Origin of the sequence: Affinundibacterium seohonense (genome assembly GCF_014284305.1) — a bacterium.
GTDB classification, from domain to species: Bacteria; Pseudomonadota; Gammaproteobacteria; order Burkholderiales; family Burkholderiaceae_D; genus Undibacterium; species Undibacterium seohonense.
In genome coordinates this window covers 73,182-95,339 of the sequence record NZ_JACOFW010000001.1, presented here as the reverse complement: position 1 = coordinate 95,339, position 22,158 = coordinate 73,182, and the positions used below count along the sequence as shown (strand labels likewise).

The 22,158-nt window shown below is 44.1% G+C and carries 16 protein-coding genes; 7 read left to right on the top strand and 9 right to left on the bottom strand.

Features of this window, described 5'->3' with window-relative positions; all coding sequences use genetic code 11:
* Positions 1-9 precede the first annotated feature (9 nt).
* Positions 10-1,737, bottom strand: a complete 1,728-nt coding sequence (locus tag H8K52_RS00395; protein ID WP_186920540.1) for a dynamin family protein — start codon at positions 1,735-1,737, stop codon at positions 10-12.
* A 377-nt stretch (positions 1,738-2,114) separates the two neighbouring features.
* Positions 2,115-3,113: a helix-turn-helix transcriptional regulator gene (locus tag H8K52_RS00390; RefSeq protein WP_186920539.1), complete on the bottom strand. Its 999-nt coding sequence runs from the start codon at positions 3,111-3,113 to the stop codon at positions 2,115-2,117.
* 447 nt (positions 3,114-3,560) lie between these two features.
* Between H8K52_RS00390 and H8K52_RS00385 the strand changes: the two genes are divergently transcribed.
* Complete coding sequence (locus H8K52_RS00385) at positions 3,561-5,189, top strand: ATP-binding domain-containing protein (protein WP_186920538.1); 1,629 nt, start codon at positions 3,561-3,563, stop codon at positions 5,187-5,189.
* Positions 5,190-5,254: 65 nt separating this feature from the next.
* On the opposite strand, the gene H8K52_RS00380 is transcribed toward H8K52_RS00385, so the two are convergent.
* The 7 genes from H8K52_RS00380 to H8K52_RS21510 form a co-directional block, all read right to left on the bottom strand.
* On the bottom strand, positions 5,255-6,691 hold the full coding sequence (locus H8K52_RS00380) for a UvrD-helicase domain-containing protein (RefSeq protein ID WP_186920537.1): 1,437 nt from the start codon (positions 6,689-6,691) through the stop codon (positions 5,255-5,257).
* Complete coding sequence (locus H8K52_RS00375) at positions 6,684-8,390, bottom strand: ATP-dependent nuclease (protein ID WP_186920536.1); 1,707 nt, start codon at positions 8,388-8,390, stop codon at positions 6,684-6,686. Before H8K52_RS00375 ends, H8K52_RS00380 begins: the two co-directional genes overlap by 8 nt.
* A 67-nt stretch (positions 8,391-8,457) precedes the next feature.
* Positions 8,458-8,619: a M48 metallopeptidase family protein gene (locus H8K52_RS21920; protein WP_425507515.1), complete on the bottom strand. Its 162-nt coding sequence runs from the start codon at positions 8,617-8,619 to the stop codon at positions 8,458-8,460.
* An 8-nt stretch (positions 8,620-8,627) separates the two neighbouring features.
* Positions 8,628-11,882 (bottom strand): type I restriction endonuclease subunit R, encoded by a 3,255-nt coding sequence (locus H8K52_RS00365; protein WP_186920534.1) that lies wholly within the window; start codon positions 11,880-11,882, stop codon positions 8,628-8,630.
* A gap of 41 nt (positions 11,883-11,923) precedes the next feature.
* On the bottom strand, positions 11,924-13,285 hold the full coding sequence (locus H8K52_RS00360) for a restriction endonuclease subunit S (protein WP_186920533.1): 1,362 nt from the start codon (positions 13,283-13,285) through the stop codon (positions 11,924-11,926).
* On the bottom strand, positions 13,282-15,615 hold the full coding sequence (locus H8K52_RS00355; protein ID WP_186920532.1) for a type I restriction-modification system subunit M: 2,334 nt from the start codon (positions 15,613-15,615) through the stop codon (positions 13,282-13,284). Before H8K52_RS00355 ends, H8K52_RS00360 begins: the two co-directional genes overlap by 4 nt.
* A 378-nt stretch (positions 15,616-15,993) precedes the next feature.
* Positions 15,994-16,116 carry a hypothetical protein gene (locus H8K52_RS21510; protein ID WP_281387900.1) on the bottom strand — a complete coding sequence of 41 codons (123 nt, stop codon included), beginning with the start codon at positions 16,114-16,116 and terminating at the stop codon, positions 15,994-15,996.
* Positions 16,117-16,178: 62 nt separating this feature from the next.
* Between H8K52_RS21510 and H8K52_RS00350 the strand changes: the two genes are divergently transcribed.
* The 6 genes from H8K52_RS00350 (at position 16,179) to H8K52_RS00325 (ending at position 22,053) form a co-directional block, all read left to right on the top strand.
* Entirely contained in the window at positions 16,179-16,520 is a 342-nt protein-coding gene (locus H8K52_RS00350) for a hypothetical protein (RefSeq protein ID WP_186920531.1), read from the top strand.
* Positions 16,521-16,559: 39 nt separating this feature from the next.
* A complete protein-coding gene (locus tag H8K52_RS00345; RefSeq protein ID WP_186920529.1) occupies positions 16,560-17,528 on the top strand; it encodes a DUF932 domain-containing protein in 969 nt (322 codons plus the stop codon).
* Positions 17,529-17,604: 76 nt separating this feature from the next.
* Positions 17,605-18,603: a YqaJ viral recombinase family nuclease gene (locus tag H8K52_RS00340; protein WP_186920528.1), complete on the top strand. Its 999-nt coding sequence runs from the start codon at positions 17,605-17,607 to the stop codon at positions 18,601-18,603.
* An 88-nt stretch (positions 18,604-18,691) separates the two neighbouring features.
* Positions 18,692-19,624, top strand: coding sequence for a recombination directionality factor (locus H8K52_RS00335; RefSeq protein WP_186920527.1), 933 nt, complete (start codon positions 18,692-18,694; stop codon positions 19,622-19,624).
* A gap of 559 nt (positions 19,625-20,183) precedes the next feature.
* The gene (locus tag H8K52_RS00330) at positions 20,184-20,624 is read left to right on the top strand and encodes a helix-turn-helix transcriptional regulator (RefSeq protein ID WP_186920526.1); all 441 of its coding nucleotides are present in this window, start codon (positions 20,184-20,186) and stop codon (positions 20,622-20,624) included.
* Positions 20,617-22,053: a YfjI family protein gene (locus H8K52_RS00325; protein WP_186920525.1), complete on the top strand. Its 1,437-nt coding sequence runs from the start codon at positions 20,617-20,619 to the stop codon at positions 22,051-22,053. Before H8K52_RS00330 ends, H8K52_RS00325 begins: the two co-directional genes overlap by 8 nt.
* The last annotated feature ends 105 nt before the right edge of the window (positions 22,054-22,158 follow it).

Here is a 22,158-nt window from a genome sequence, read left to right as displayed (position 1 = left end):
TGTTGGTCATCAAATTGCAGAGTCGATAATCACGCCGGAAGCCAACTTTAGAAGATTGACGTTAGTCTTTTTAATTCGTTGAGTTTTAGCTTCTAAAACTGCAAGTTCTTCTTGATGTTGGTTTTCTTGTAGTTCATAGATGGATCGTTCATTTTCAAGACGTTGGCTAAATTCATGTGAAATGGTTTCGACTACACTTTGAGCGACTTGTGACATGTGCTCAGTGACCTTAATTTTCATTTGACTTATGACTTGAGCAAATAGATCCGATTGCAACGACATCTTTATTGCTTCACGTTGACGGTTTGTCTTAATCGTTCCAAATAAAGATTCAACTAAATCAGGTAAAAGGGCAGTCACAATTCCTACTATCGGATTTGCAATGCTTACGCCAACACCAATTGTTCTCATCGCTACTGTCGCCATTTTTTTCGATGCTTTTCCTCCTAGTTGTTTGGCGATGGCGCCAAGTAGAGGCGATTTGATAGCATCAAGGCCGATCTGAATAACATCAGTGGGTATTTGAAAGTCGACTTTTAAATGATCTTGTGCAAATTTTTCAAAACGTTGGACTGTATTTGTGGAAAAGGCTTCAGTTGCCAAAAGTACCTCGCGATTCATTGTGCTGCGTACTAATTCGTTTAATTCCAATTCTAAGTCTCGCGGGTTTCTCATTGCGGCTTCAACTAGTTCACTAGTCGAATTTTGCAACGCGGCTTTCAAGGCATTCATCACTGGCAAAGCTAGGTCATTAGCATCTGGCCCAGAGATTTCTTGTAGTTGTCGCTTACGCTCATCCTCTAGGTTATTCAAATCGTTTTTGATTGCTTCGAGTTTTTCATTAATCTCTTGTTTGCTTTTACCTAAAGAATTGGCAATAGCCACAAGTGCTGCATTTGTTTCGTAGTAAGCCTTCTTTAGATGCGGTATGTGTAGGTTCGCCGTGACGAATTCAGGGTCAATATCCTCAACTAACTTAGATAATTGCTGCTGAGCGTTATACTGATTCAGCGTAATGACGCCAAAGTTACTACCAAATTCGTTCGTAATTTGGTCCTCAATATGCGCCACAATTTCGTTGACTTGGCTTTCTGGTTTGAGATCAGATTTGCTTAAACAGACGCTAAATCGGCGGCTTAAATCTAATATTTCACGCATTTGACGTAAGGCATGTCGGTGCAATCCGCCTTCCTCGACACTAGTTAAGAATACAAAATGCGTACCACGACTTAGAAAGAAATTGATGGCCTGATTGTGTGCATCTAATGGAGAGTCAAATCCTGGCATATCAACCAGAATTAGCGGTTGAATAGATTGCAAAGATGGGCTGTTGATATATGCACGAAGGTATTGGAACTCTTGGGCACGTGCTGTGATCTGCGCGAATTCTTGCAACTGAAATTTGTGGATGCGATTATCAATGCCGCATGCCTCTATGACCTCTTCTTTTGAGTAATGGAGTTCAGTTGCTAATGCAGTTTCAGGAGTAATGGCAACGGGTAGATGTGATCGTTCCATAAACGCATTAAGCAACGAGGATTTGCCTGCACTAAATGCACCGATGACTGGAACCAATAATTTCGTTTCGGAAATCACCTCAATTTGTGTTTCAGTTTGAGAGCTGACATCAGCACAAATTTTGTCAATACTTGGATGTGCAATTTCCGTAGCACTCGCTTTGATCTCTTGCTGAACCGATTTTATATAGTTAATAAGTTTGGTTTGAGTTGATAGCATGATGGATATCCGTAGGTGAGTAAAATGAAGCTTTGTTCAGCTAAAAAATTTTTTGATGTCATTAACGATTGCTTGAAAGCCTGCTATAGCATGTGATCCGTTTTGAATCCTGATGTTTTTCTCATTGCAGACTGGGCAATAGGTGGGATAACTTTCTATGAGTGCATCACTTCTCGGTGAGAAAGTTTTTTTCCAACCACAAGTGGGGCATGAATAATTTGTCGGAAGTGGAGTAATCGCCATGTTTGATCTATTTGAGTTTAGTTGTAATGATGATTGTTAGTATTTGAATGTACTATTCCTTAGATCGCAACATTGAAGCTTCCTCCATCTAGTCACATTTTCTCGGTCGGCTGCGTTCCATGTTTCTCAAAAAGTTATGAGGAATAGGTAGTAACATTTTTTGAAAATATCTCAAGCAATTCAGATCTAACTTTATCCGGCTGTATAAGTTCAACACCTGCGCCAAACCCCAACAACCACCATCGAAACCGTCGATTATCACGAACCGTTGCAGTCACTTCCAAAGTCTGCTCATCAATCTCGTGTACACGTTGATCTCGTGATAGCGGAGTCTCTTTCAAATGAAATCCTGCGCCATCATAGAATCGCAATACAACTTCAATTTCTGGTGCATTGCTACTAAAGCCGAATGCGTCTGAAGCGATGTATGCATCTAGATCGAAGTCTTTGAGCTTGATAGTTTTGGTTGGTAGCATGTGAGCAGCATGAATACGATGCAGCGCGAGAATGCGTGCAGAATCGTGCCCTTCAAAATTGGCGACTAAGTATTGAGCCGCGCCGTGTTCAACTAAGCCCAATAGGTTAATGACGTATTCTCTCGGCTCTGGCTTGCCCTGCGCTTGGTAATGCACTCGAAGCTGCTGATCACGCAGTAGTGCAGCATGCACCTCCTTTTGTACTTTATTTGAGACATGCGGTTTCAAGAGCGGTTGATTTGCTGGAACGGTGCGAATCTTATCTGGCCATGAACGTATCGCGCTTTTCGAGATGCCAGTTGAAAGCGTACGTTTGGCTTCCTGAAAATACGGCTCTAAATCTTGTGCTAGGCTCTCTGGCAGCAGCTGCTGAGCAAACTGTTTAAGCATGATAAAGCTGACTGCTTCAGCTTCACTCAAACCTGGAAAGAGATTGATCGCGACACCTTGCGCATATCGCCACCACAAAGCATTATCTTTCTCATCTGTGACGATAGGATAAGTCAAAGACAACCTTTGCAAGTCTCTCTCGACTGACCTCTTGGATATATCGTGTCCAAGTACTTCTAATTTTTGGTGCACATCAATTGTCTTAAGCGCTCTATCTTTTGACAGCATCTTCAAAATATCGAAGTGGCGCTTTAATGCATCGGACATCCATTCTCCTAAAAGTTAGCACATCACTAGATGCACTCTTCGTTCACGCGACAATAAAACAGGTGGTCATCATATGGCACACAGAACAACTTTGGCTAGGGGTTCTAGCAGCTTTTTGAAAATCTATTTTAATAGATCGAGCCAAGAAAAATTTTCGCACTCTTTACATGTAAAGAGTGGTTCACCCCTTATTTTTTTACGCGTAAAATTTACTCAAAAATTAGGTAACTTGAACGCCCAAATAAATATAAAACAGCAGCGCGACATTTTGTGTCGCATGTTGTTAGTTATTGATGATAGTCCTACTTCATTTTTTGAAGCACTTTGAGTGTTCACCGATTCAAAAGTTCTCGCTCAAGATTGAATTTACATTCAAGAGAGCGTAAATTACGCGCACACGTTTTACTTGCTCATGTCCACATCTCAAACACATCAATTAAACCATTTATGGCACTCGTTTATCCAAGCAGACTTCCAATCAAAAAACACAACGGTGGACTCTTTCGAGAAATCGAAGTGATAGAACGGCTCGCCCAATCATTACCCGAGGAATATGAGATTTACCATAGCGTTGAATTTCATACCGTAGAGGATGAGCATGATCAATTCGGCGAAATTGATGTCGTCGTACTTGATCCGGTAGGAAAGATTCTTTTAGTCGAGATAAAGGCTGGCCCAGTGACTTTACGTGATGGCAGCTTCTACAAACACTATCCAAACGGAGACCATAATGTTAGTAAGCAATGCCGCATTCAATATGCAGCGATGCGCAATCGTTTAATGCATGCTGGCATCGTCACTACCGTCAACTCCTGCCTCGTCATGCCAGACTATTCGATCTTTGAATCGCATATCGTGTCAATTCCCAACGATAGAATTATTGACGCACGCACATATGACAATATCGGCAGGTGTGTTCGCGAGTTCTTAGCCACGGGTTATGGTTGCAAGGATTTATCTGTTTTACGTCATTTCCTACGAAATGAATTCAAGGTCAGTACCGATCTCGCTGTTCTCAAAGGCCAGCTTCAAGACACAGTCAGACTTTTGTCAGATGGGCTCGCCACCTGGGTTCCTCGGATTCGTTCTTCACTTAGCAATACCCGTATTCAGGCAACAGCCGGCTCAGGAAAAACGCAGTTGGCACTGAAGCTAATGACCGATTCTTTAGAAAAAAATCTATCAGTGGCGTATGTTTGTTACAACCGACCATTAGCGGATCATTTGCGCAGCATTGGGCCAACTCGTGCAATGATCATCAATTTCCATGAACTGTGTGTCGAACACTATCGTCGACATCACGAAGAACCTGATTTCAACGACGCGGAAATTTTCGACAAAGTCACCCTCACCTATATTGCAGACAGTGAAAATTTTACCGCTCGCTACGACATACTAATCATCGATGAAGCTCAAGACTTTAACCCAAATTGGCTTTCCAGCCTAAGCATGCTCCTCGAAGATGAAGGACAGTTGTACGTGATGGAGGACGACGACCAACGTCTATATGAGACAGCAAAGTTTGACTTAGAAGACACCGTTCAAATTACCTGTAACGATAATTTTCGAAGTCCTAAAGAAATCTGTAGAGTGATCAATGCGTTTGGACTCTCTTCTGCCCCAATTCAAAGCAAGAGCCCTTATCTTGGCACCATCCCAAATTTTTACGCATACAAAACCGAAGAAGAGTTACTTCAAAAAACCGAAGCTGCAGTCACACAAACGATCGCGAGAGGCTTTAGGATAGAAGACATCGTCATTCTAACTGGCCGAGGCAGGAGTAAATCCACTTTACTCAATAGAGATTCTATCGGTCCCTATCAAGTACGCCGTTTTACGGGTAAGTATACTAAAAATGGAGATCCAATTTGGAGTGAGGGCCATCTAAGTATCGACTCAATCTATCGCTTCAAAGGACAGAGCGCTCCAGCTGTAATTCTAAGTGAAGTAAGTTTTACCGAACTTACCCCTTTAGAAAAGCGCAAGCTGTTTGTAGGAATGACACGTGCACAAATGAACTTAGAAATTGTCTTAAAGGACCACTCTGAAAAGATACTCATGGACTTACTTGTCTGACGACATCTAACAAATGACAGACACTAGGTCTGACTCAAAAAACCACAAAAAATCCAATAAGACATCTAATTGCATGGTATCAAATTACTTGTACAGATTATGGTTAGTGACTTTGCCCCTCTCGTCATAGCAACGTACAATTCTTTCTGATCCAATTTATCAGCTTCCAGCAATACCGCATGATCGTATTCAAGCCCTTTCACGAGCAAGGTCGTACCGATAAGTTTGGTATGCCTAATTGGTCTACCGGCGTGTCTGAATTTTCTCTGAAATACTTCTGCGGATTCAACAAGGGACGATGCCTCACCATCAATATGAATTTTCAAAACATTGATGAATCGATTGAGTAAGTCTCGCCGATAAACATGTGTATCAGAATGATTAATAATGAGATAAAGAAAATCTCTCAAATTTTTACTTGATGGTTCGACGAGAAAAAGATTTGCTGAGTTCATGATAGGAATCAATATTGGCTTTGTCGACTTAATGGCTTTGGCTATTTCTCCTCTTTTCGTTTTCGCTACAAGAACCTCGCCAACCCCTGTAATGCACTTTTTTGCAAATTCTAATGCTGCCAAAAATTTCGATGTCGCATTCTTCGCCGCCTCCAATTTTCTAATGAAAGTGAACAGTGCTTTTCCTTCGACTTCTTCAATAGAAGAAAATTTTCCTGCCAAAGTACGGGCGAGAAGATGAGTCTTGTTTTTGGATTGCTGATCTCCGCCATGTAATGCAATCACGGTTTCATCAAGATTTAATAAACCACAAAGCACAGAATACTGTTTAGTTGGGAGGAAATTGGCATTAACGCAGTATTTGATTATTCCTTTGGGCAATGCTCCGGATAAATCAATCTTATCTCCAGCTTCTAATGTTGCTCGTGCAGCATTCAACCAAGCACCAAGTTCTGGGGCACCTGCTTTGTTCCAACGCCACGGTGTCTCAAGCTGCCCCAAACAATTGAAATGAGGGTAGATACTGGCAGCCCAATCTACGGGTTTATCAGCGAAGTCAAAAATAGCCTGTAGCGGGTCACCCAAAACCCGACATGGCAGTATCTCTGCCAAGACACATACAAGTCCATGCTGAAGATTGGAACAGTCCTGATATTCATCGACGTAAATACCTTTGTAGGTGGATGTAACAACATGTCGAATAAAGTCTTTAGAAAGCAAGTCTTGGCATGTTTTATAAAGCAAGTGCCATTGCTTGTCATTTGGGCTGTCTACCTTCCATCCAGACGTTTTTGGATATGCCAGGCAAAGACGCAAAGCCCAACTCGCAATCGTGTCGACTTGGTAATTGGCTGAAGGAACTTTTAACGCTACCATTTTGGCTTTTACGGAATTCACACCTGCAAAAGTATGAGTCAAAATAAGTTGTCGACTGTTCGCCTCCTTAACCGCCAAAGCAATTAGGTGTGTCTTCCCGAATCCTGCCGGGGCTATCACGTAGCCCTTCGTCAAACAACCAGCAAGTATATTGGGAAGACTGTCAGACATGCTCCACCCATGCCCAAAGTTTGTTCAGTTTGGCAGCCAAATCCATTTTCAGGAAACCAGCATCGTCATAAGCTGGAGCGATTGTCTTGAACCACAAATCGCCTCTAGTTGTGTCTTTGAACCAGCCTGCTTTTTTTGCCACGTTACCAATGGCTTTTCTGAGCTTCGGACTTTCACTCCATTTTCCGACATCCTTATCTAGCTCCTCTTCAAGCTTTGAACGAACTTGGTCATAAGCAGGAAAACCCAATTCATCTTGTGCTAACTTCACACTAACCAAGACGCTGGCCCACGGCAAATCCATCATGGCTCTTTCTTCAAGTGCAAGTTTGTCGTTCCAGACTTGAACTGGAATTCCCAATTTGGTTAGTTCGTCAATGTCGGATTGGGAAAATTGATCATCAGCATCTGCATCAGCGAGTACGGTAACTTCATAACAAAGTGAATGCAGTGCTTTTGCCATATTCTTTACCTTGCTCCCACTGGCAGCATTCAGAAGTGCGACCCCATGAAATGAGAAAGGATCTTTGCCTTTACTCATCTGATGATCATCTAGCCCTCGCAAAAAACCCACTTCGGTAGCACCTTCACACACCACAACTTTCTTGGCTAAGAAGGCTTCTGTACTGGATCGGATTTTCCCTTGAACTTCGTGTTCTTCGAGGGCTTTGTCTGAGGCCGAAATAATCCTGACAGCACCTCCCTTGTTGTGGACGATATAGAGTTCTTTGACGGTAAATTCCCTCAGGACTATAGGGGAATGAGTCGTCAAGAAATACTGTCCAACCTTATCCTCTCTCACATGCTTGATGAGGCGAGCAATTCGATGGGGTTCTAACCCGAATTCCACCTCATCGAACAAAGTGATATGGCCTTCTTCAAGTCCTACCTGCTGAATACCACAGAGAAGCATTCGCCGTGATCCCAAGCCTAGCTGCCGTAGAGGAATATCGCCATCATGGAGTGCCAATCCACCAATTTTGAGGTTGATTGAATTAAGGTCAAGGTGAGATTTGTAAGTGTCGAGAACTGGAACCCCCAGAAGCTTTGCTATCCCCTGAGTTTTTTTTGCAGCTTCATCAAAATTCTTAAGTGATACTGCTCGATCAACATCAAGAGAAGTCCGAGCTGTTCTGGAAGCATTAGCAAGAAGCTCATTCAAACTTTGAGCTTCTGTGAGTTTGGCCAATGCCGTCCCTGTTGCCCATGAAAGTTGTCGTTCACTGTATGCGCCGATCATGCTGACACTAACTTTGGTTCTGTCTGCCTGCTTGAAAGGAACACCGTCAGGGTTTCGGTCGCAAATAACAATCCATTTTGGCTCCAGGTCTTTTTCAATTGTTAGGCGAACGGTCAAGACCTTTTCAAGATGATCATCTGGTTCATCGGTAATGGTCACAGTTGCAGCATTCCATCCCCTTAACCATTGCCCATATTTATTCAGTGAGCAAAAATCCTCAATCAGGGCACCAATTGTTACTTCAATAAAAATGGGGGCATCGGTTTTACATTGATAAAAATCCGAGTCGTTCAGCGACAAATTCCATTGGGGGAAGAAGACGTACTTAATCGCTTCAAGAATAGTTGACTTAGAAGAATCACCTTTACCAATTAGACAGAAAATATCTCCGACAGGTAAATTCCAATCTAACTGTTTAATACCGCGAAAATTCTTGATTGTTAGTCTTCTGATTTTCATTCAAAATTTCCCATTATTTGACACTCATTGATTTTCAATTCAAATCTCAAACCCAACCCCAAACTCTCTAAGCCTTGCATTCCAAATAGTCCGGAACAATCCGCTCAAAAGACTTCAAAAACGCAGGTGAATGATCATTGTTTTTGAGGTGGCATAACTCATGCACGACCACGTAGTCGACAATGCGATTAGGTACCATGATGAGTTTCCAAAAAGAGATATATTTCAAAGTAGAAGCTATCGATTCGAAACCCCAGTCAAAATATCAAACACCACCTTAGCAAACCCCGCCGCGCGTTTAGGATCAGACAATAACTGCATCATCTGATTCTGATGCGCGTCACCGCTGTCTAAGATGGCATCGTCCACTGCGCGTGAGAAATCACCCAGCATGGCTTGCTCTGCGCTGTTGTTTTCAATCTGCTGCATCACGATATTGTTTTCCCTAACCTTGTCGCTGATCGTATAGGCGTAATTGACCATATCTTTTTCAGTGAGTTGATCCGTGATGAACAGCTCGTTTAAGCGATGCACGATTTGCGAAAGGAATTCAGTTTGTTTGTCTTTGGCTTTTGCCGTACCTGCTTCATCTCCGGGGACTAATTTGTATTCTTCCGCGTTCTCTTGTAACGCCAAATGCTGCTGGCGAATTTTCGATACACGGTAGTGACTGAGAACGATACTCGACAAATCGATGTCATCTTCATCGATCACAGTTTCGCGCAGCATAGGGCGTAGGTTGCGCGCGTATAGGCTAAGCTTTTCTAGGTCTTTGTCGTTGTAATCGACGATCTGCGACATGAATTCGTAGAAGCGTACAAAGGTGCCGAGGTCTTTCTTGAAAATCTCTAGCGCGTCTTTTGCCTTTTTGCAGTCTTTGAAGCTGTTTTCGGCGTTGGCGAGTAACACGGCGTCATTAAATTTTTTGGTGCGTTCAAACATTTCTTTGGCTTGTTTGTAAGCATCGACTGCGTGCTTGTATCGCTTCTGCCAGCGCTCTACTGCGGGTTTGCAGATGTTTGCAATCGCGGCGTTGCTTTTGCTTTTCACAAAGAAAGCTTCACAGAATTGCTCTACTTCAGTCCACGTAAAAATATCGGCGGCGCGCAGTTTGTCGTATAGATCAAAAATCAAATTCGGGTTGGATACATCAGCCAACTCCGCCGTTTGGAAGTACGGCTGAAAGGCGTCTAAAATCTCTTGTGGCTCGTTGAAGAAGTCGAGTACAAAAGTGCCTGTTTCTGCCTTGCCCGGATAAGTGCGATTCAAGCGCGACAGCGTTTGTACGCACTCAACACCACCCAGCTTTTTGTCCACATACATGGCGCAGAGCTTGGGTTGGTCAAAACCTGTTTGAAATTTATTCGCGACGATCATCACTTGGTAATCGTCGGTATCAAAGGCTTTGCGCATGTCGCGGCCTTTGAGATTAGGGTTCATATTGGTTTCGGTGAATTTCGCGCCGACTAAGAAATCCGAATTCGGATCTTTATCGCTGAATTCGACCTCGCCCGAGAACGCCACCATCGCGTGGATCTTTTGGTAGCCTTGCTGGGTGATGTATTTGTCGAAAGCCTGTTTATAGCGCACCGCTTCTTTGCGTGAGCTTGTCACGACCATCGCCTTCGCTTGTCCACCGAGCAAACCCATCACATGCGTTTTGAAATGCTCGACGATCACCATCACTTTTTGGCTGATATTGTGATCATGCAGACGCACCCATTGATTCAGTTTGACCTTGGCTTTCTTGCTTTCAACCTCTTGATCAAAGTCTTTCATTTTCATCGCCAAGTTATAAGCGACTTTGTAATTGGTGTAGTTCTTCAACACATCCAAAATAAAGCCTTCTTCTATCGCTTGGCGCATGCTGTAGACGTGGAAGGCTTCTGGCTTATTGGTCTTAGAGGCTGGCTCATCAGGCTTAGGTAGGCGGCCAAACAGTTCTAGCGTTTTGGTTTTTGGCGTAGCGGTGAAGGCAAGGTACGTTAGATTTTGTGAAGCGCGACGCGAGGCAACTGCTGCATCGAGAATATCATCCGTGGTGAGTTCATCTTCATCACTTGCAGTACCATCGACCATCAATACTTCTTTGAGCTGGCGAGCGGTGGAACCTGTTTGTGAAGAATGGGCCTCGTCCGCGATGATGGCGTAGTTACGCTCTTTCAGACTGACGCTATTTTCGATCGCACGCAGCACAAACGGGAAGGTTTGTATGGTGACGATAATAATCGGCTGCGAGCCTTCCAAAGCTTTGGCAAGTTTTTCTGATTTGGAACCATCGCCTTCTTGGTTATTGATACGCCCAACGACGCCATCGGTTTGTTCAAACTGCGCAATCGTATCTTGCAACTGCGCATCGAGCACAGTGCGGTCGGTGACCACAATCACCGAATGAAACAGCTTATTGCCACTGGCATCATACAAAGATGAAAGCTGATGCGCAGACCACGCGATCGAATTCGATTTACCCGAACCCGCGCTGTGTTGTATCAAATACTTTTGACCTGGCCCTTCGCTTCTGGCAGCAGCCAACAATTTACTCACCACATCCCATTGATGATAACGCGGAAAGATCAGGCTTTCTTTCTTGTACTTGCGCCCTTCCCAGTCTTCTTTATCTTCAATCTGCAAATGCACATAGCGCCCCAAAATCTTGAGCAGATTGTCGGGCACTAAAACTTCATTCCACAAATAATCAGTCGCGTATTGGTTCACATCGACAGGAGCATCATTACCCGCACCACCATCAAGCGTGCCTTTGTTAAACGGTAAGAAGAAGGTGCTTTCGCCCTCTAAACGTGTGGTCATATACACTTCATACTGACTCACCGCAAAATGCACGAGTGCGCCACGCTTAAACGTCAACAAAGGCTCTGGCTTTTTAGTAACCGGGTCCACCGGCAAACGCGTGGTGCGGTACTGGCGCATTGCATTATGTACCGCTTGTTTAAATTCCGATTTCAGCTCCAAGGTTGCGACCGGAATGCCATTCACGAACAAGACCAAATCAATACGCCATTCTTTGGATTTGACGCCCGTTTCCGCCAAATGCTCAGCCGTCGCCCATGGGCTGTACGTCACTTCCGGCACCACCCGCAAACGATTCTTCTTGTAGCGCGCCAAGGTATCAGGATTCAGATCATGCTCAGGCGCAAACTGGCACATCGAAAAACGCGTACCACGATCTTTCAATTCATGTCGCAAGACACCCAAAGTACCAAAGGTGCGCATTTCTTTATTCGCTGCATTGGGGTCGGCCTTGTTCAACTGTTGCGCCAAGCGTTCCAAAAACTTCTGCTCAGGCTGCACCGGATACAGAGCACAAAATTTCTGCCATTGCTCGTCTTGGGTGTCTTTGACAAAACCGATCACGTCTTCGGGATACAAAGCCAATTCGCGATTGTAGTGCTCGGCTTTACCGAGCATCCAACCATTGGCTTGTAGCTGGGCGATCATGTCGTTTTGAAAGGTGAGTTCGTTGGCTTTGCTCATGAATCAAATCTCTGAAGGATGCTTCAATCAATTAAACAGAATCAGGCGGCGATGGCTGCATCGTTGGGCGGCTGCCAATCGCGTACGTCGATTTTTCCGGTGACGGCGGCGGAGATTAGGGCTGTGCGGCGTTCAGATAATAAATCCACAGCTCTTTGAGCCCTATCCAATGACAAAGAGAATTTCAACTGAACTTTTGAAACTTCCTCTAAGATTTTTTCCTGATCATTCAACGTGGGAAACGCAATTGGCAATTCACCGAGTATCTGCATATTTAGCCCATCCATGGTTGAGCCTTGGGCAGAAAATTGAAGTTGTGATTGGCATACTTCGCTCAATATTGATGCTTTAATAAACAAAGGCAAAATTTTGTTTTTATTGACTCTATATTTTACTAATCGTGGATTAATTACTCCTCTTTCAACGCCATATGGAACGACTGCAACTTTCCCAACTGTTCCCATGACACTTATCAAAACATCTTCAGGGAAAACTTCATATCGCCGCATCGTTTCAAATTTACTCTCTGAAATATAATAATCACCTATCGTAAAATCATCCGGTATTACTTGCTGTTGGCCGTAAACCCGCACACCGGCATGGGTATACATCGATTTTGTTAAAGATGATCCATAAGGTCCAGCCGAACTTTCAACAACCAAGTATTTGAATTTTGAAACCATCCAATTCTCAGGTACTTCACCCAGCCACTCTACCCCGGATTCGCGCATGGGGGCGTTGGGGTTGAGGCCTTTGGTGACGGCATGACTAATCACCGACTGCCGTTTTTCTTTCAGCAGCTTGATCAACTCTTGCTGCTTCGCGATCTGGGTATCGATCTTGGCGGTTTCGTGGTCGAGGAAGTTGGCGATTCTTTGTTGTTCAATATTGCTTGGTAAGAACAGTGGCAGGTTTCTTACTTTCTCGGCATTCAGATTATTTTGTGTATTTGATGTGCAGAAGTACATCAAATAGGGCTCAATGCTTTTCAACCAGTAACTAAAGTATTTTCTGTTTAACGTCGCTTTTGGCACTAAAGCGAGTATGGCTTGGTTAGTAACCAGATCAACTCCTGCCTCAGCCACTTTTCCCAATGACGCGAAAATTGAATACAGCAGAGTCCCTTTCGGAACCAACTGCAACCCTTTTGAGGCTATTCCGCGATCAGTAACATCCTTTTCAGTCGCAGTTATAACATCGAATCTCGTCATATCTGCTATAGCAACCCATGGGGTGCCCCTACCACTTTCTATCCAATAAACTTCGCTATCACTATCAGGAGTTCCCCCAGCAATGCAACCATTTAACTGAAACTTGATCTTTTGCTCTTCCCAGTGGCTCGGTATTTTATCAATCAAAGGAAATATACAATCTGAATAGGTGCCGTATTCGATAAATTTCATGAATGTACCTCATGCAGCAGCTTCATGATTTCAGCACTAACAGCATCAAGATCGGCATCAATCTCGGCTAAATCGCGTGGTAGTTGGTATTGGTAGAAATGGCGGTTAAATGGAATATCGTAACCGACGATGCCGACTTGTTGATCTTTGTCATCCTTCTTGCTTGCATCGATCCACGCGTCTGGCACGTGTGCTTGCACTTCTTTTTTGAAGTAAGCCTCGTTGACTTTATTCACGCTACGACTTGGGTCGAGAGCGACGTTTTCAAAATCGCGTAAATCACCGTCGGCTTTGTATTCGATGGTTTTGCCATCTACTTCAAACAGACCATAGATGGGGTCTGGTTTCGTTTTATGGATTTTCTTGATGACGGCTTGGGCTTCTGGGTTTTTCCAGCTTACTGCGGACTCGATGGCTTTTTTGTCTTTAGCGTCGAGACTGATTGCTGCGGCCTTGGCCGCTTTAGCGACTGCATCTTCATAGCTATTCATGTCATCAAATTGCGCACTACCGATCTGCGCTTGCAATGCTTTGGCTTTGAGCATGATGGCTTTGGCGTTGGTCCATGTGCTGCGATCGAGCAGATCTTTGATTTGCTTTTCTTTGAGATCGGCAAAATGGATTTTGATGTAACGGCGGATTGTGTCTTCGTGGCTGCTAAGATCGCCATAACGAGCGCAGTCAGGCGCATCGCTCCATATCGCGTTAGGTAAATTGGCGAACTCGGCATAAGCCCATTGCGTGATGCTGTTCAATGCCCCCGATTCATAACGCAATGTGGCGATACGCTCGTCTGAGAATTGGTAAGACTGGCGCAAGGGGCGTTCTATGGTGATTCGGCGATAGCCGAATTCGTGAGTTTTGAAAATTTTAGCCGCGAAAGTTTTAGCCGTTTCTGATTTTGGATTAGCCGCTTGACGACCGCGATTGCTCTTTGCTTCTGCTGGCTTATCCAGTTCACGTGCATCCACCACTTCAAAATTGCCGAAGCATTTAGTGATAGTGGCGATGTCGTCGCTACTCATTTCATTGCGCTTGCTGCCCAAAGATTTACGCATTTTGCCGCAGAGGTTGCTGCCGTTAATCAACTGCACTTGGCCTTTGCGTTCTTGCGCTTTTTTATTCGACAGCACCCAAACGTAGGTTGCGATGCCCGTGTTGTAGAACATATCGGTCGGCAGTGCGACAATCGCTTCGAGTAAATCGGCTTCCAAAATGTAGCGGCGAATTTCTGATTCACCCGAACCTGCGCCGCCCGTGAACAAAGGGGAGCCATTCAAAATAATGCCGATACGGCCACCTCCATCTTTGGCATCGCGCAATTTACTAATTAAATGCAGCAGGAACAATAAAGAGCCATCGGAAACCCTTGGCAAACCCGCCCCGAAGCGTCCGTCAAAGCCTTTGTGATTGTGTTCGTCGCTGATTTCTTGCTCGATCTTCTTCCAATCCACACCGAATGGTGGATTTGAGAGCATGTAGTCAAACTTAGTAGCGTGTAGCTGATCGTTGGAGAGTGTATTGCCGAGTTTGATATTACCAACTTCTTGGCCTTTGATCAGCATATCGGCTTTGCAGATGGCATAACTTTCAGGATTCAATTCTTGACCGTAGGCGCGCATCACGGCGTTGGGGTTGAGCTCATGCACATATTCCATCCCCGCCGACAAGAAGCCACCCGTACCTGCGGTAGGGTCGTAGATAGTACGAATAATTCCGGACTTGGTGAGCGCTTCGTCGTCTTCCATAAACACCAGCGAAGTCGTCAAACGCACGATGTCACGCGGGGTGAAGTGTTCACCCGCAGTTTCGTTCGAACCTTCAGCGAAGCGACGGATCAATTCTTCAAACACCAAGCCCATGTCGTGGTTAGAAACGGCTTTGGGCGTTAAATCCACAGTGCGAATTTTTTGCACGACTTTGTATAGCAAATTGGCATCGTTCAATTGGCCGATAAATTCAGCGAAATTGAAGTATTCAAAAATCTCACGTGCATCTCTGGAGAAGCTTTGGATATAGCTTTCTAAGTTGGCCTTGATACCGCTTTCGCCCAATTTGGAGAGATCCATCTTTGAGGTATTGAAGAAACTCAAACCACCAGTGGCGCGCAATAACAATTTCTCTTGCGCTTCTTCCGGCAGATTCATTTTCTGAACCTTTTCGTACTCGGCAAGTACCGCTTCCTTACTGCTTTCCAATACGCACTCTAAGCGGCGCAATAAGCAAAACGGCAAAATGATGCGGCCATACTGACTTTGTTTGAAGTCGCCACGCAGAAGATCAGCGATGGCCCAGGATTCGGTGGCTAGGTTGTTGGAGGTTTGTGTCATTGGATGTTTTTTGTTTTGTTATTATTTAGAGGAATTAAGGAATCGCATTTGGGTTTGTAAAAAAACTTCTGCTAATTTTGCAACAAATGCTTAAAAGCAAATATTACCCGATCACCCCATAAAAACCTATAGAAGCTAGCTACGTCGAGCAAACCATTCTCTCAAAATTAATCAACTAAAAAATCGAGACGACAAAAAATACATGTAAATGAAAAGTATTTACATGTATTTTCTTCGCTCAGCTTGGTACTTAAGTGTTTCTCACCTATCGAGTCCTATACAAAACAACTTCAGCAATATGCGTGCCAATAATTATGTACTAAGCCGACTTCTCCATTTCCCAAAAGTGGAACTACCACCCTTTTGAATAATTTTTGGTCACATATACTTCCATTGACCTTTAGCGGAAAGTAAAGCCGCAACTTTATTACCACCACACATAAAAGCCAACTGACCATCCAAACGCGGATTGGTCAGTTGGCTTTTTGTTGTCTTCTGCAATGTCTTTACATCAAATCGGTGCCAAGGCAATTCATTCACTTATCATCAAAAGGAGTTCGTCAATGACTATTCAATGTCCACATTGTCAATCTAGTCGCATCACCACAAAAAACATAGCCCGCAATTCAGCCGGAATCATTGGCGCAGTCGGCGGCTCAGTCAATGGAGTTAGTGCGGCAATCAGCGGTGCTCGCGTTGGTGGCTTATTAGGTGCCGTCGCAGGACCGCCTGGCATGGCACTAGGAACAGTAGCAGGGGCAATTATTGGTGCACTTGTTGGCGGCGCTGCGGGCGGGATTGCCGGTGCAAAAATTGGCGAGGTAATTGACGACCGTTATCTCGACAATTATCACTGCCTTGACTGTGATGCGCACTTTAATCAACCACTTCAATTACTCGAATAATTCAATATTGAATCAAACCTCATTTAAAGGAAATTTACCATGGCACACCTTGTACAAACTATGGCTTACACAGGACAAAAACCTTGGCACGAATTAGGTAATCTGTTACCCCGAAAACAATCGATTGATGTATGGGCGAAGAATGCTGGCATGGACTGGGAAATCTGCGAAACACCCGTACGCTACATGGCAGAGCAAGCAGGATCACTCGGCTCCATCATGTCATTTGACGACCAGAAAGTTCTTTACCGAAGCGATACAAAAGCACCACTCTCAGTCGTTGGCGGACGCTACCAAGTCGTTCAACCGAAAGAGGTTCTTGAATTCTATCGAGACCTCACAGAAATTTCTGGATTTGAACTAGAAACAGCGGGTGTACTAAAGGCAGGCAAGAAATTCTGGGCACTAGCAAAGACTGGTAAAGAAAGCGTATTAAAAGGTAATGACGTTGTGAAGGGATACATCCTACTCGCCACGTCGTGTGACGGCACATTGGCAACCACAGCAACACCAACCACGATTCGTGTTGTCTGCAATAACACGCTGGCTTTAGCGATCAATGGCGCCACCAGTGCTATCAAAGTACCACACAGCACCTCGTTTGACGCACACAGCGTGAAAAAGCAATTGGGTATCGCGGTTTCGCAGTGGGATAGCTTCATGTACCGCATGAAGACCTTGTCTGAACGCAAAGTCAAAAGCCATGAGTCGATGAATTATTTTCTCAAGGTTTTGTGCCAGTCCGATAGTCAAAGCGATGTCTCACAGGGTCTTGTCAACGAGCGCGCATTGAAGAAAGTGCAGGCAATGTATGAAGGTCATGGCCGAGGCGCTGAACTTGGTGCTGCATCAGGAACCGCATGGGGCTTACTCTGCGCAATTACTGAATACGTCGATCACGAAAAGCGCGCCAGAAGTCCAGAGTACCGGATTGACTCGGCATGGTTTGGGCAAGGAGCGACATTAAAACAACGTGCGCTCGATCATGCAATACAGATGATTAGTTAATCTACATGTCAACACACAACAAGAAACGGCTGAGCTAATCCCTCAGTCGTTTTTTATTCTTAAAGGAATCGATAGCATGAACCAATTAGCAGAAGTACGCACCAACCGCCCTGCTTTGCGTTTGGTATCAACGAAAGATTTAAGCAGAGAAGAATGGCTAAACGTTAGAAAGCGCGGTATAGGAAGCAGCGATGCTGCAACCGCTGTTGGGCTGAATCCTTATCAGTCACCGCTGGAACTTTGGATGATCAAGACTGGGCGTGAGCAAGCCTTACCCAAACAAGAGGTCAACGATGAATCATCTCCGATGTACTGGGGATCACTCTTAGAGCCGATTGTCGCTGCACACTATACAAAGAAATCAGGTAATCGTGTTCGGAAGATCAACGCCGTTCTTCAGCATCCTGATCCAGACAAAGCATGGATGCTTGCCAATCTTGACTACGTGGTCGTTGGAAGCGACGACGTACAAGTGCTTGAATGCAAAACAGCTGGGGAGTTTGGTGCTCGGCTTTGGCGTGAGGGCGTTCCAGAATATGTACAGTGTCAGGTACAGCATCAACTAGCGGTCACAGGTAAATCTGCAGCAGATGTTTGTGTCCTGATCTGTGGTCAAGAGATTAGGATATACCGTATCGAACGCGACGATATCTTGATTGAACGCCTGATCGAATTAGAGCGACGTTTCTGGTCATTTGTCGAAAGTGATACACCGCCACCCGTCGATGGATCTGAGTCGTCTGCATTAGCCTTGCAGTGTCTCTTTCCACATGATTCCGGCGATACGCTCGATTTCACGGCAGATCGCACCATGTCATCTATTTTCGCTGACTTAGTCACGATCCGAAATGAAATTGACAGCCGAGAAAAGATTGAAGCAGAACTTAAACAAACCATACAGCAAAAGATGGGCACTGCTAGCCGAGCGACATTTGAAACTGGAACCGTCTCTTGGAAGCGAAGCAAAGACTCGGTAGTACTTGATATTAGCGCTGCGCTAAAAGAGATTCCTGATCTTATCAGCAAATATCCATTAGTTCGTCCTGGCAACCGGCGATTTCTTATCGCTACCTAGAAGCACTTCGCATTCAAAAACAACCGCAATTTTTTACAACATTACTCTGCCCGTGCAACTGCATGGGCATTCTTTTTTGGAGATGAACATGATTAAAGGACTTGCAATCACGCCACCAATATTAGGCCGCATCAGCATTGGCCGCGTGGTCGAAAAAAATGGCAAGAGACTGCCAGAGAAAGATGATCAATTCACGATCACTTCACAGGTGCAAAACGCAGATGGTTGGGTCAATCATCCAATCGACGAAGCTTTGCGCAAAGAATCCAGTAACGGAAAAATTCGATCTATTCCGATCCGGCTGCTGTTTAACGAACCTGATTTAAATCTACGTGCTGAATACAGCCTATTTGACCGAAAATCTGGTCGTCCATTATGCGTTGGTAATGGCGAGACATGCCGTCGCTTTACTGGCGAAGGCATCCAATCCTTACCCTGCCCTTCCCCTGATTTATGCGAACTGGCTAAGGGCGGCGCATGTAAGCCCTATGGCCGATTGAATGTCGTGCTGGGTGACGATGACGAATTAGGCACGTTCATTTTTAGAACGACTGGGTTCAATAGTATTCGCAGTCTCACAGCGCGATTGCATTACTATCAAGCTTTGTCAGGTAATTTATTGTCGTGCTTACCTTTAGAATTGAAACTAAGGGGAAAAAGTACAACACAAAGCTATCGTGCACCAATTTACTATGTCGACATCACTATTCGGGACGGAATGAAATTAATGGATGCGATCGAAAATGCCAAGATGTTGGACAATCAACGAAAGCAATCAGGTTACTTGCAATCTGAGCTTGACACCGCTGCGCGCGGTGGATTTATCAATGGTGCATTCGAGGAATCAAGTGAAGATCTGACAGGATTGCTGGAAGAGTTTTTCTCCGTATCTGAGGAAATACCAGCAAATCATGGAAGCCAATCTCATAATTTATCTGACGGTAGGAAAATCGAACTAAGGGACAAGTTACGGAATCGCCTTCGTGATCAGCAGGCACCAAACACAAATCTGGTCGAGTAATCCCTTTTCAGATTTCGTCGATAAAATACCCCAAAAAACCAAGATAGACGCCAGGAGATTTTCGTCTTTAATTTCGGGACGACTTATGCAACAAGCGAACAATCTCTGGTGAATATTAAAATAGGATCGACCTCAAAAAACATCGGCGAAATCTAAAAAATTTCTTGCTTTTCACATGACCATCAATTAAATTAAAACCCATGAAATGTCCGATTAAATAAATTTGGAAAACAAAGGAAAGGAAAATACCTGCACATACCTGCATGTTAATGCAGTACGAATTTAACGAAGGACCTCCCCCCCGCTGTTATTTGAAATTCAATTTTTCTCATTCAACAGCCCCATCGCGTGGTGTTCAAAGCACCATCATTTGATTTTTTCGACGTTTCAATAGTCAGAAATTTTCAAATCATGTCTGCCAGATTTTCAAAGAAAATCCTCGGCCCTATGTCCCCAGAAGTTTGATCTACCTCCATCGGTTTTTTTCGACCGAAAGAGTGGCCATTTACAATATATTTTTAACAAATTTAATGAATTTCAGCATCTAAAAGGATAAAACATGAGAAACAATTTCAATATGCAGTCTAAAGGCCTTTCAAAAGCCAATCTCTCTAAAATTTTTATAACTGCAGAAGAGACAAATATTGAAGCTTCGTCAAACTTACTGACGAACCCAAAGTTCGACGATTCAACAACAAAGCCAAAATTTGAAAACTTGGTGGATCACAACCTGGTTACTGAAGCAATGAAATCCATTCATATAATTCGTATGCCAAAAGTTATTGCAATTACATGCTTAAGTAGAGCATCGGTTTATGCAAAGCTAGACCCTAAGGATGAACGCTACGATCCCACGTTTCCAAAGCCAATTGCAATCTCTAAGCGTTCACGCGGTTGGCCTTTGGGCGAAGTTTTGAGCTGGGTACAAACCAAAATCGCAGAACGCGATGCTGCACAATCGTTGAAAATCAATAACACAGTTGAGGTGAAAAATGTTTAACGCACCGTACCCAATTGAGGTCCTTCCGGAAATTCTAAGAAATGCGATTTTTGATGTAGGTCATGCCACCCAAGCACCAATACCTTTGGTGGCCGCTGGCGCTTTAACAGCAATGTCTCTAGCCAGTCAACATTCGGCGAATGTGGAACTCCCCATTGGCAAAATCATTCCCATTAATCTCTTCGTACTGACATGTGCACCGTCAGGTGAACGCAAATCAACTGTCGATAAATTATTCATGAAGCCTTTCTACGATGCTGAAAAGCTGAGCGAGGCGTTACTTGATGACGAAATCAATAAGTACGAAAGCAAAAATGCGGTTTGGACAGAACAAAAGAAATCGCTCAAAAGAATACTTTCAGCGGCAGCAAAGGATGGAGACCTGAAACTGGCCGAATCAACTCAAGCCGAACTGGACATACATAACCAAAGGAAGCCAATTGCGCCCAAGTCAACACAGTACATACTTCGCGATGCAACGCCAGAAGCGGTTTCTTGGCATCTATATTCAAAAACACCTTCCGCAGGACTGATCTCCGATGAAGGTGGTCTTATTTTGAATGGCCGAGCCATGGCTGACCTTCCCATGCTAAACGGATATTGGGATGGCACGGATGTATATGTTAATCGTCGTGATGATTCAAGTTTTGTATCAAGAGACAAAAGTCTGACATTTTCCATTGCTGTACAGGAAAAATCACTGTCAAAATTTGTCAATGATCCAAACAGTATCGCACGCGACTGCGGATATTTAGCACGTTGTCTTTTTTCGTATCCTGTTTCAACGCAAGGACAACGTTTTTTGCACACTTCGGCTGCACCAGAACTTGCCAATTTAAAGCTGTTTCAGAATCGTACTGCTCAAATTTTGTCTTCGTCAGACAGCATTTTAACTGACAAGCAAGTTCTAACGTTTTCGCATGATGCAAAAAACGAATGGGTTCGTTATGCAAATATGGTTGAAAGTTTCATGAGTCCGGGAGCGTGTTACTCTGACGTTCGTGATGGCGCATCCAAAAGTGCAGAACAGGCTGCGCGTTTAGCCGCACTTTTTCATATTTATGAAAACAAAACAGGTGCAATCACATTTGAAATCATGTGCAAAGCTACAACATTGGCGAACTGGTATTTAAATGAGTTCAGCCGTTGCTTCTCAAAACCGAAAGTCACGCAGGAAATGCACGACGCAATGAAGATTCATGAGTGGCTTATTGCACGATACTGTGACCGTCAAGAATTCGTAACGAAAGTAAACCTTATTCTTAAGTATGGCCCGAATTCAACGCGTAATGCAATGCGCCTGAAAAAAGCATTAGCGACGTTGATGAGTGTCGGCGGCATTCAACTGTTATTAGATCCAAGCACTGGTACAAATTTGGTGCAATTAAACATTAACGCATTGCAATACAACCCATACATCAGTTATTAACCAACAACCAACTGCTACGAATGCTACGTGTAGCATTCGTAGCAGCTAAATGGAAAGGAAATTCTCGTATTCTTATCGATAAAACCTATTTTTTGGCAACCACAG

Bases quoted from the DNA above. Each gene is read 5' to 3' on its own strand.
- H8K52_RS00395 (WP_186920540.1), bottom strand. From the start codon at position 1,737: ATGCTATCAACTCAAACCAAACTTATTAACTATATAAAATCGGTTCAG.
- H8K52_RS00390 (WP_186920539.1), bottom strand. From the start codon at position 3,113: ATGTCCGATGCATTAAAGCGCCACTTCGATATTTTGAAGATGCTGTCA.
- H8K52_RS00385 (WP_186920538.1), top strand. From the start codon at position 3,561: ATGGCACTCGTTTATCCAAGCAGACTTCCAATCAAAAAACACAACGGT.
- H8K52_RS00380 (WP_186920537.1), bottom strand. From the start codon at position 6,691: ATGTCTGACAGTCTTCCCAATATACTTGCTGGTTGTTTGACGAAGGGC.
- H8K52_RS00375 (WP_186920536.1), bottom strand. From the start codon at position 8,390: ATGAAAATCAGAAGACTAACAATCAAGAATTTTCGCGGTATTAAACAG.
- H8K52_RS00365 (WP_186920534.1), bottom strand. From the start codon at position 11,882: ATGAGCAAAGCCAACGAACTCACCTTTCAAAACGACATGATCGCCCAG.
- H8K52_RS00360 (WP_186920533.1), bottom strand. From the start codon at position 13,285: ATGAAATTTATCGAATACGGCACCTATTCAGATTGTATATTTCCTTTG.
- H8K52_RS00355 (WP_186920532.1), bottom strand. From the start codon at position 15,615: ATGACACAAACCTCCAACAACCTAGCCACCGAATCCTGGGCCATCGCT.
- H8K52_RS00350 (WP_186920531.1), top strand. From the start codon at position 16,179: ATGACTATTCAATGTCCACATTGTCAATCTAGTCGCATCACCACAAAA.
- H8K52_RS00345 (WP_186920529.1), top strand. From the start codon at position 16,560: ATGGCACACCTTGTACAAACTATGGCTTACACAGGACAAAAACCTTGG.
- H8K52_RS00340 (WP_186920528.1), top strand. From the start codon at position 17,605: ATGAACCAATTAGCAGAAGTACGCACCAACCGCCCTGCTTTGCGTTTG.
- H8K52_RS00335 (WP_186920527.1), top strand. From the start codon at position 18,692: ATGATTAAAGGACTTGCAATCACGCCACCAATATTAGGCCGCATCAGC.
- H8K52_RS00330 (WP_186920526.1), top strand. From the start codon at position 20,184: ATGAGAAACAATTTCAATATGCAGTCTAAAGGCCTTTCAAAAGCCAAT.
- H8K52_RS00325 (WP_186920525.1), top strand. From the start codon at position 20,617: ATGTTTAACGCACCGTACCCAATTGAGGTCCTTCCGGAAATTCTAAGA.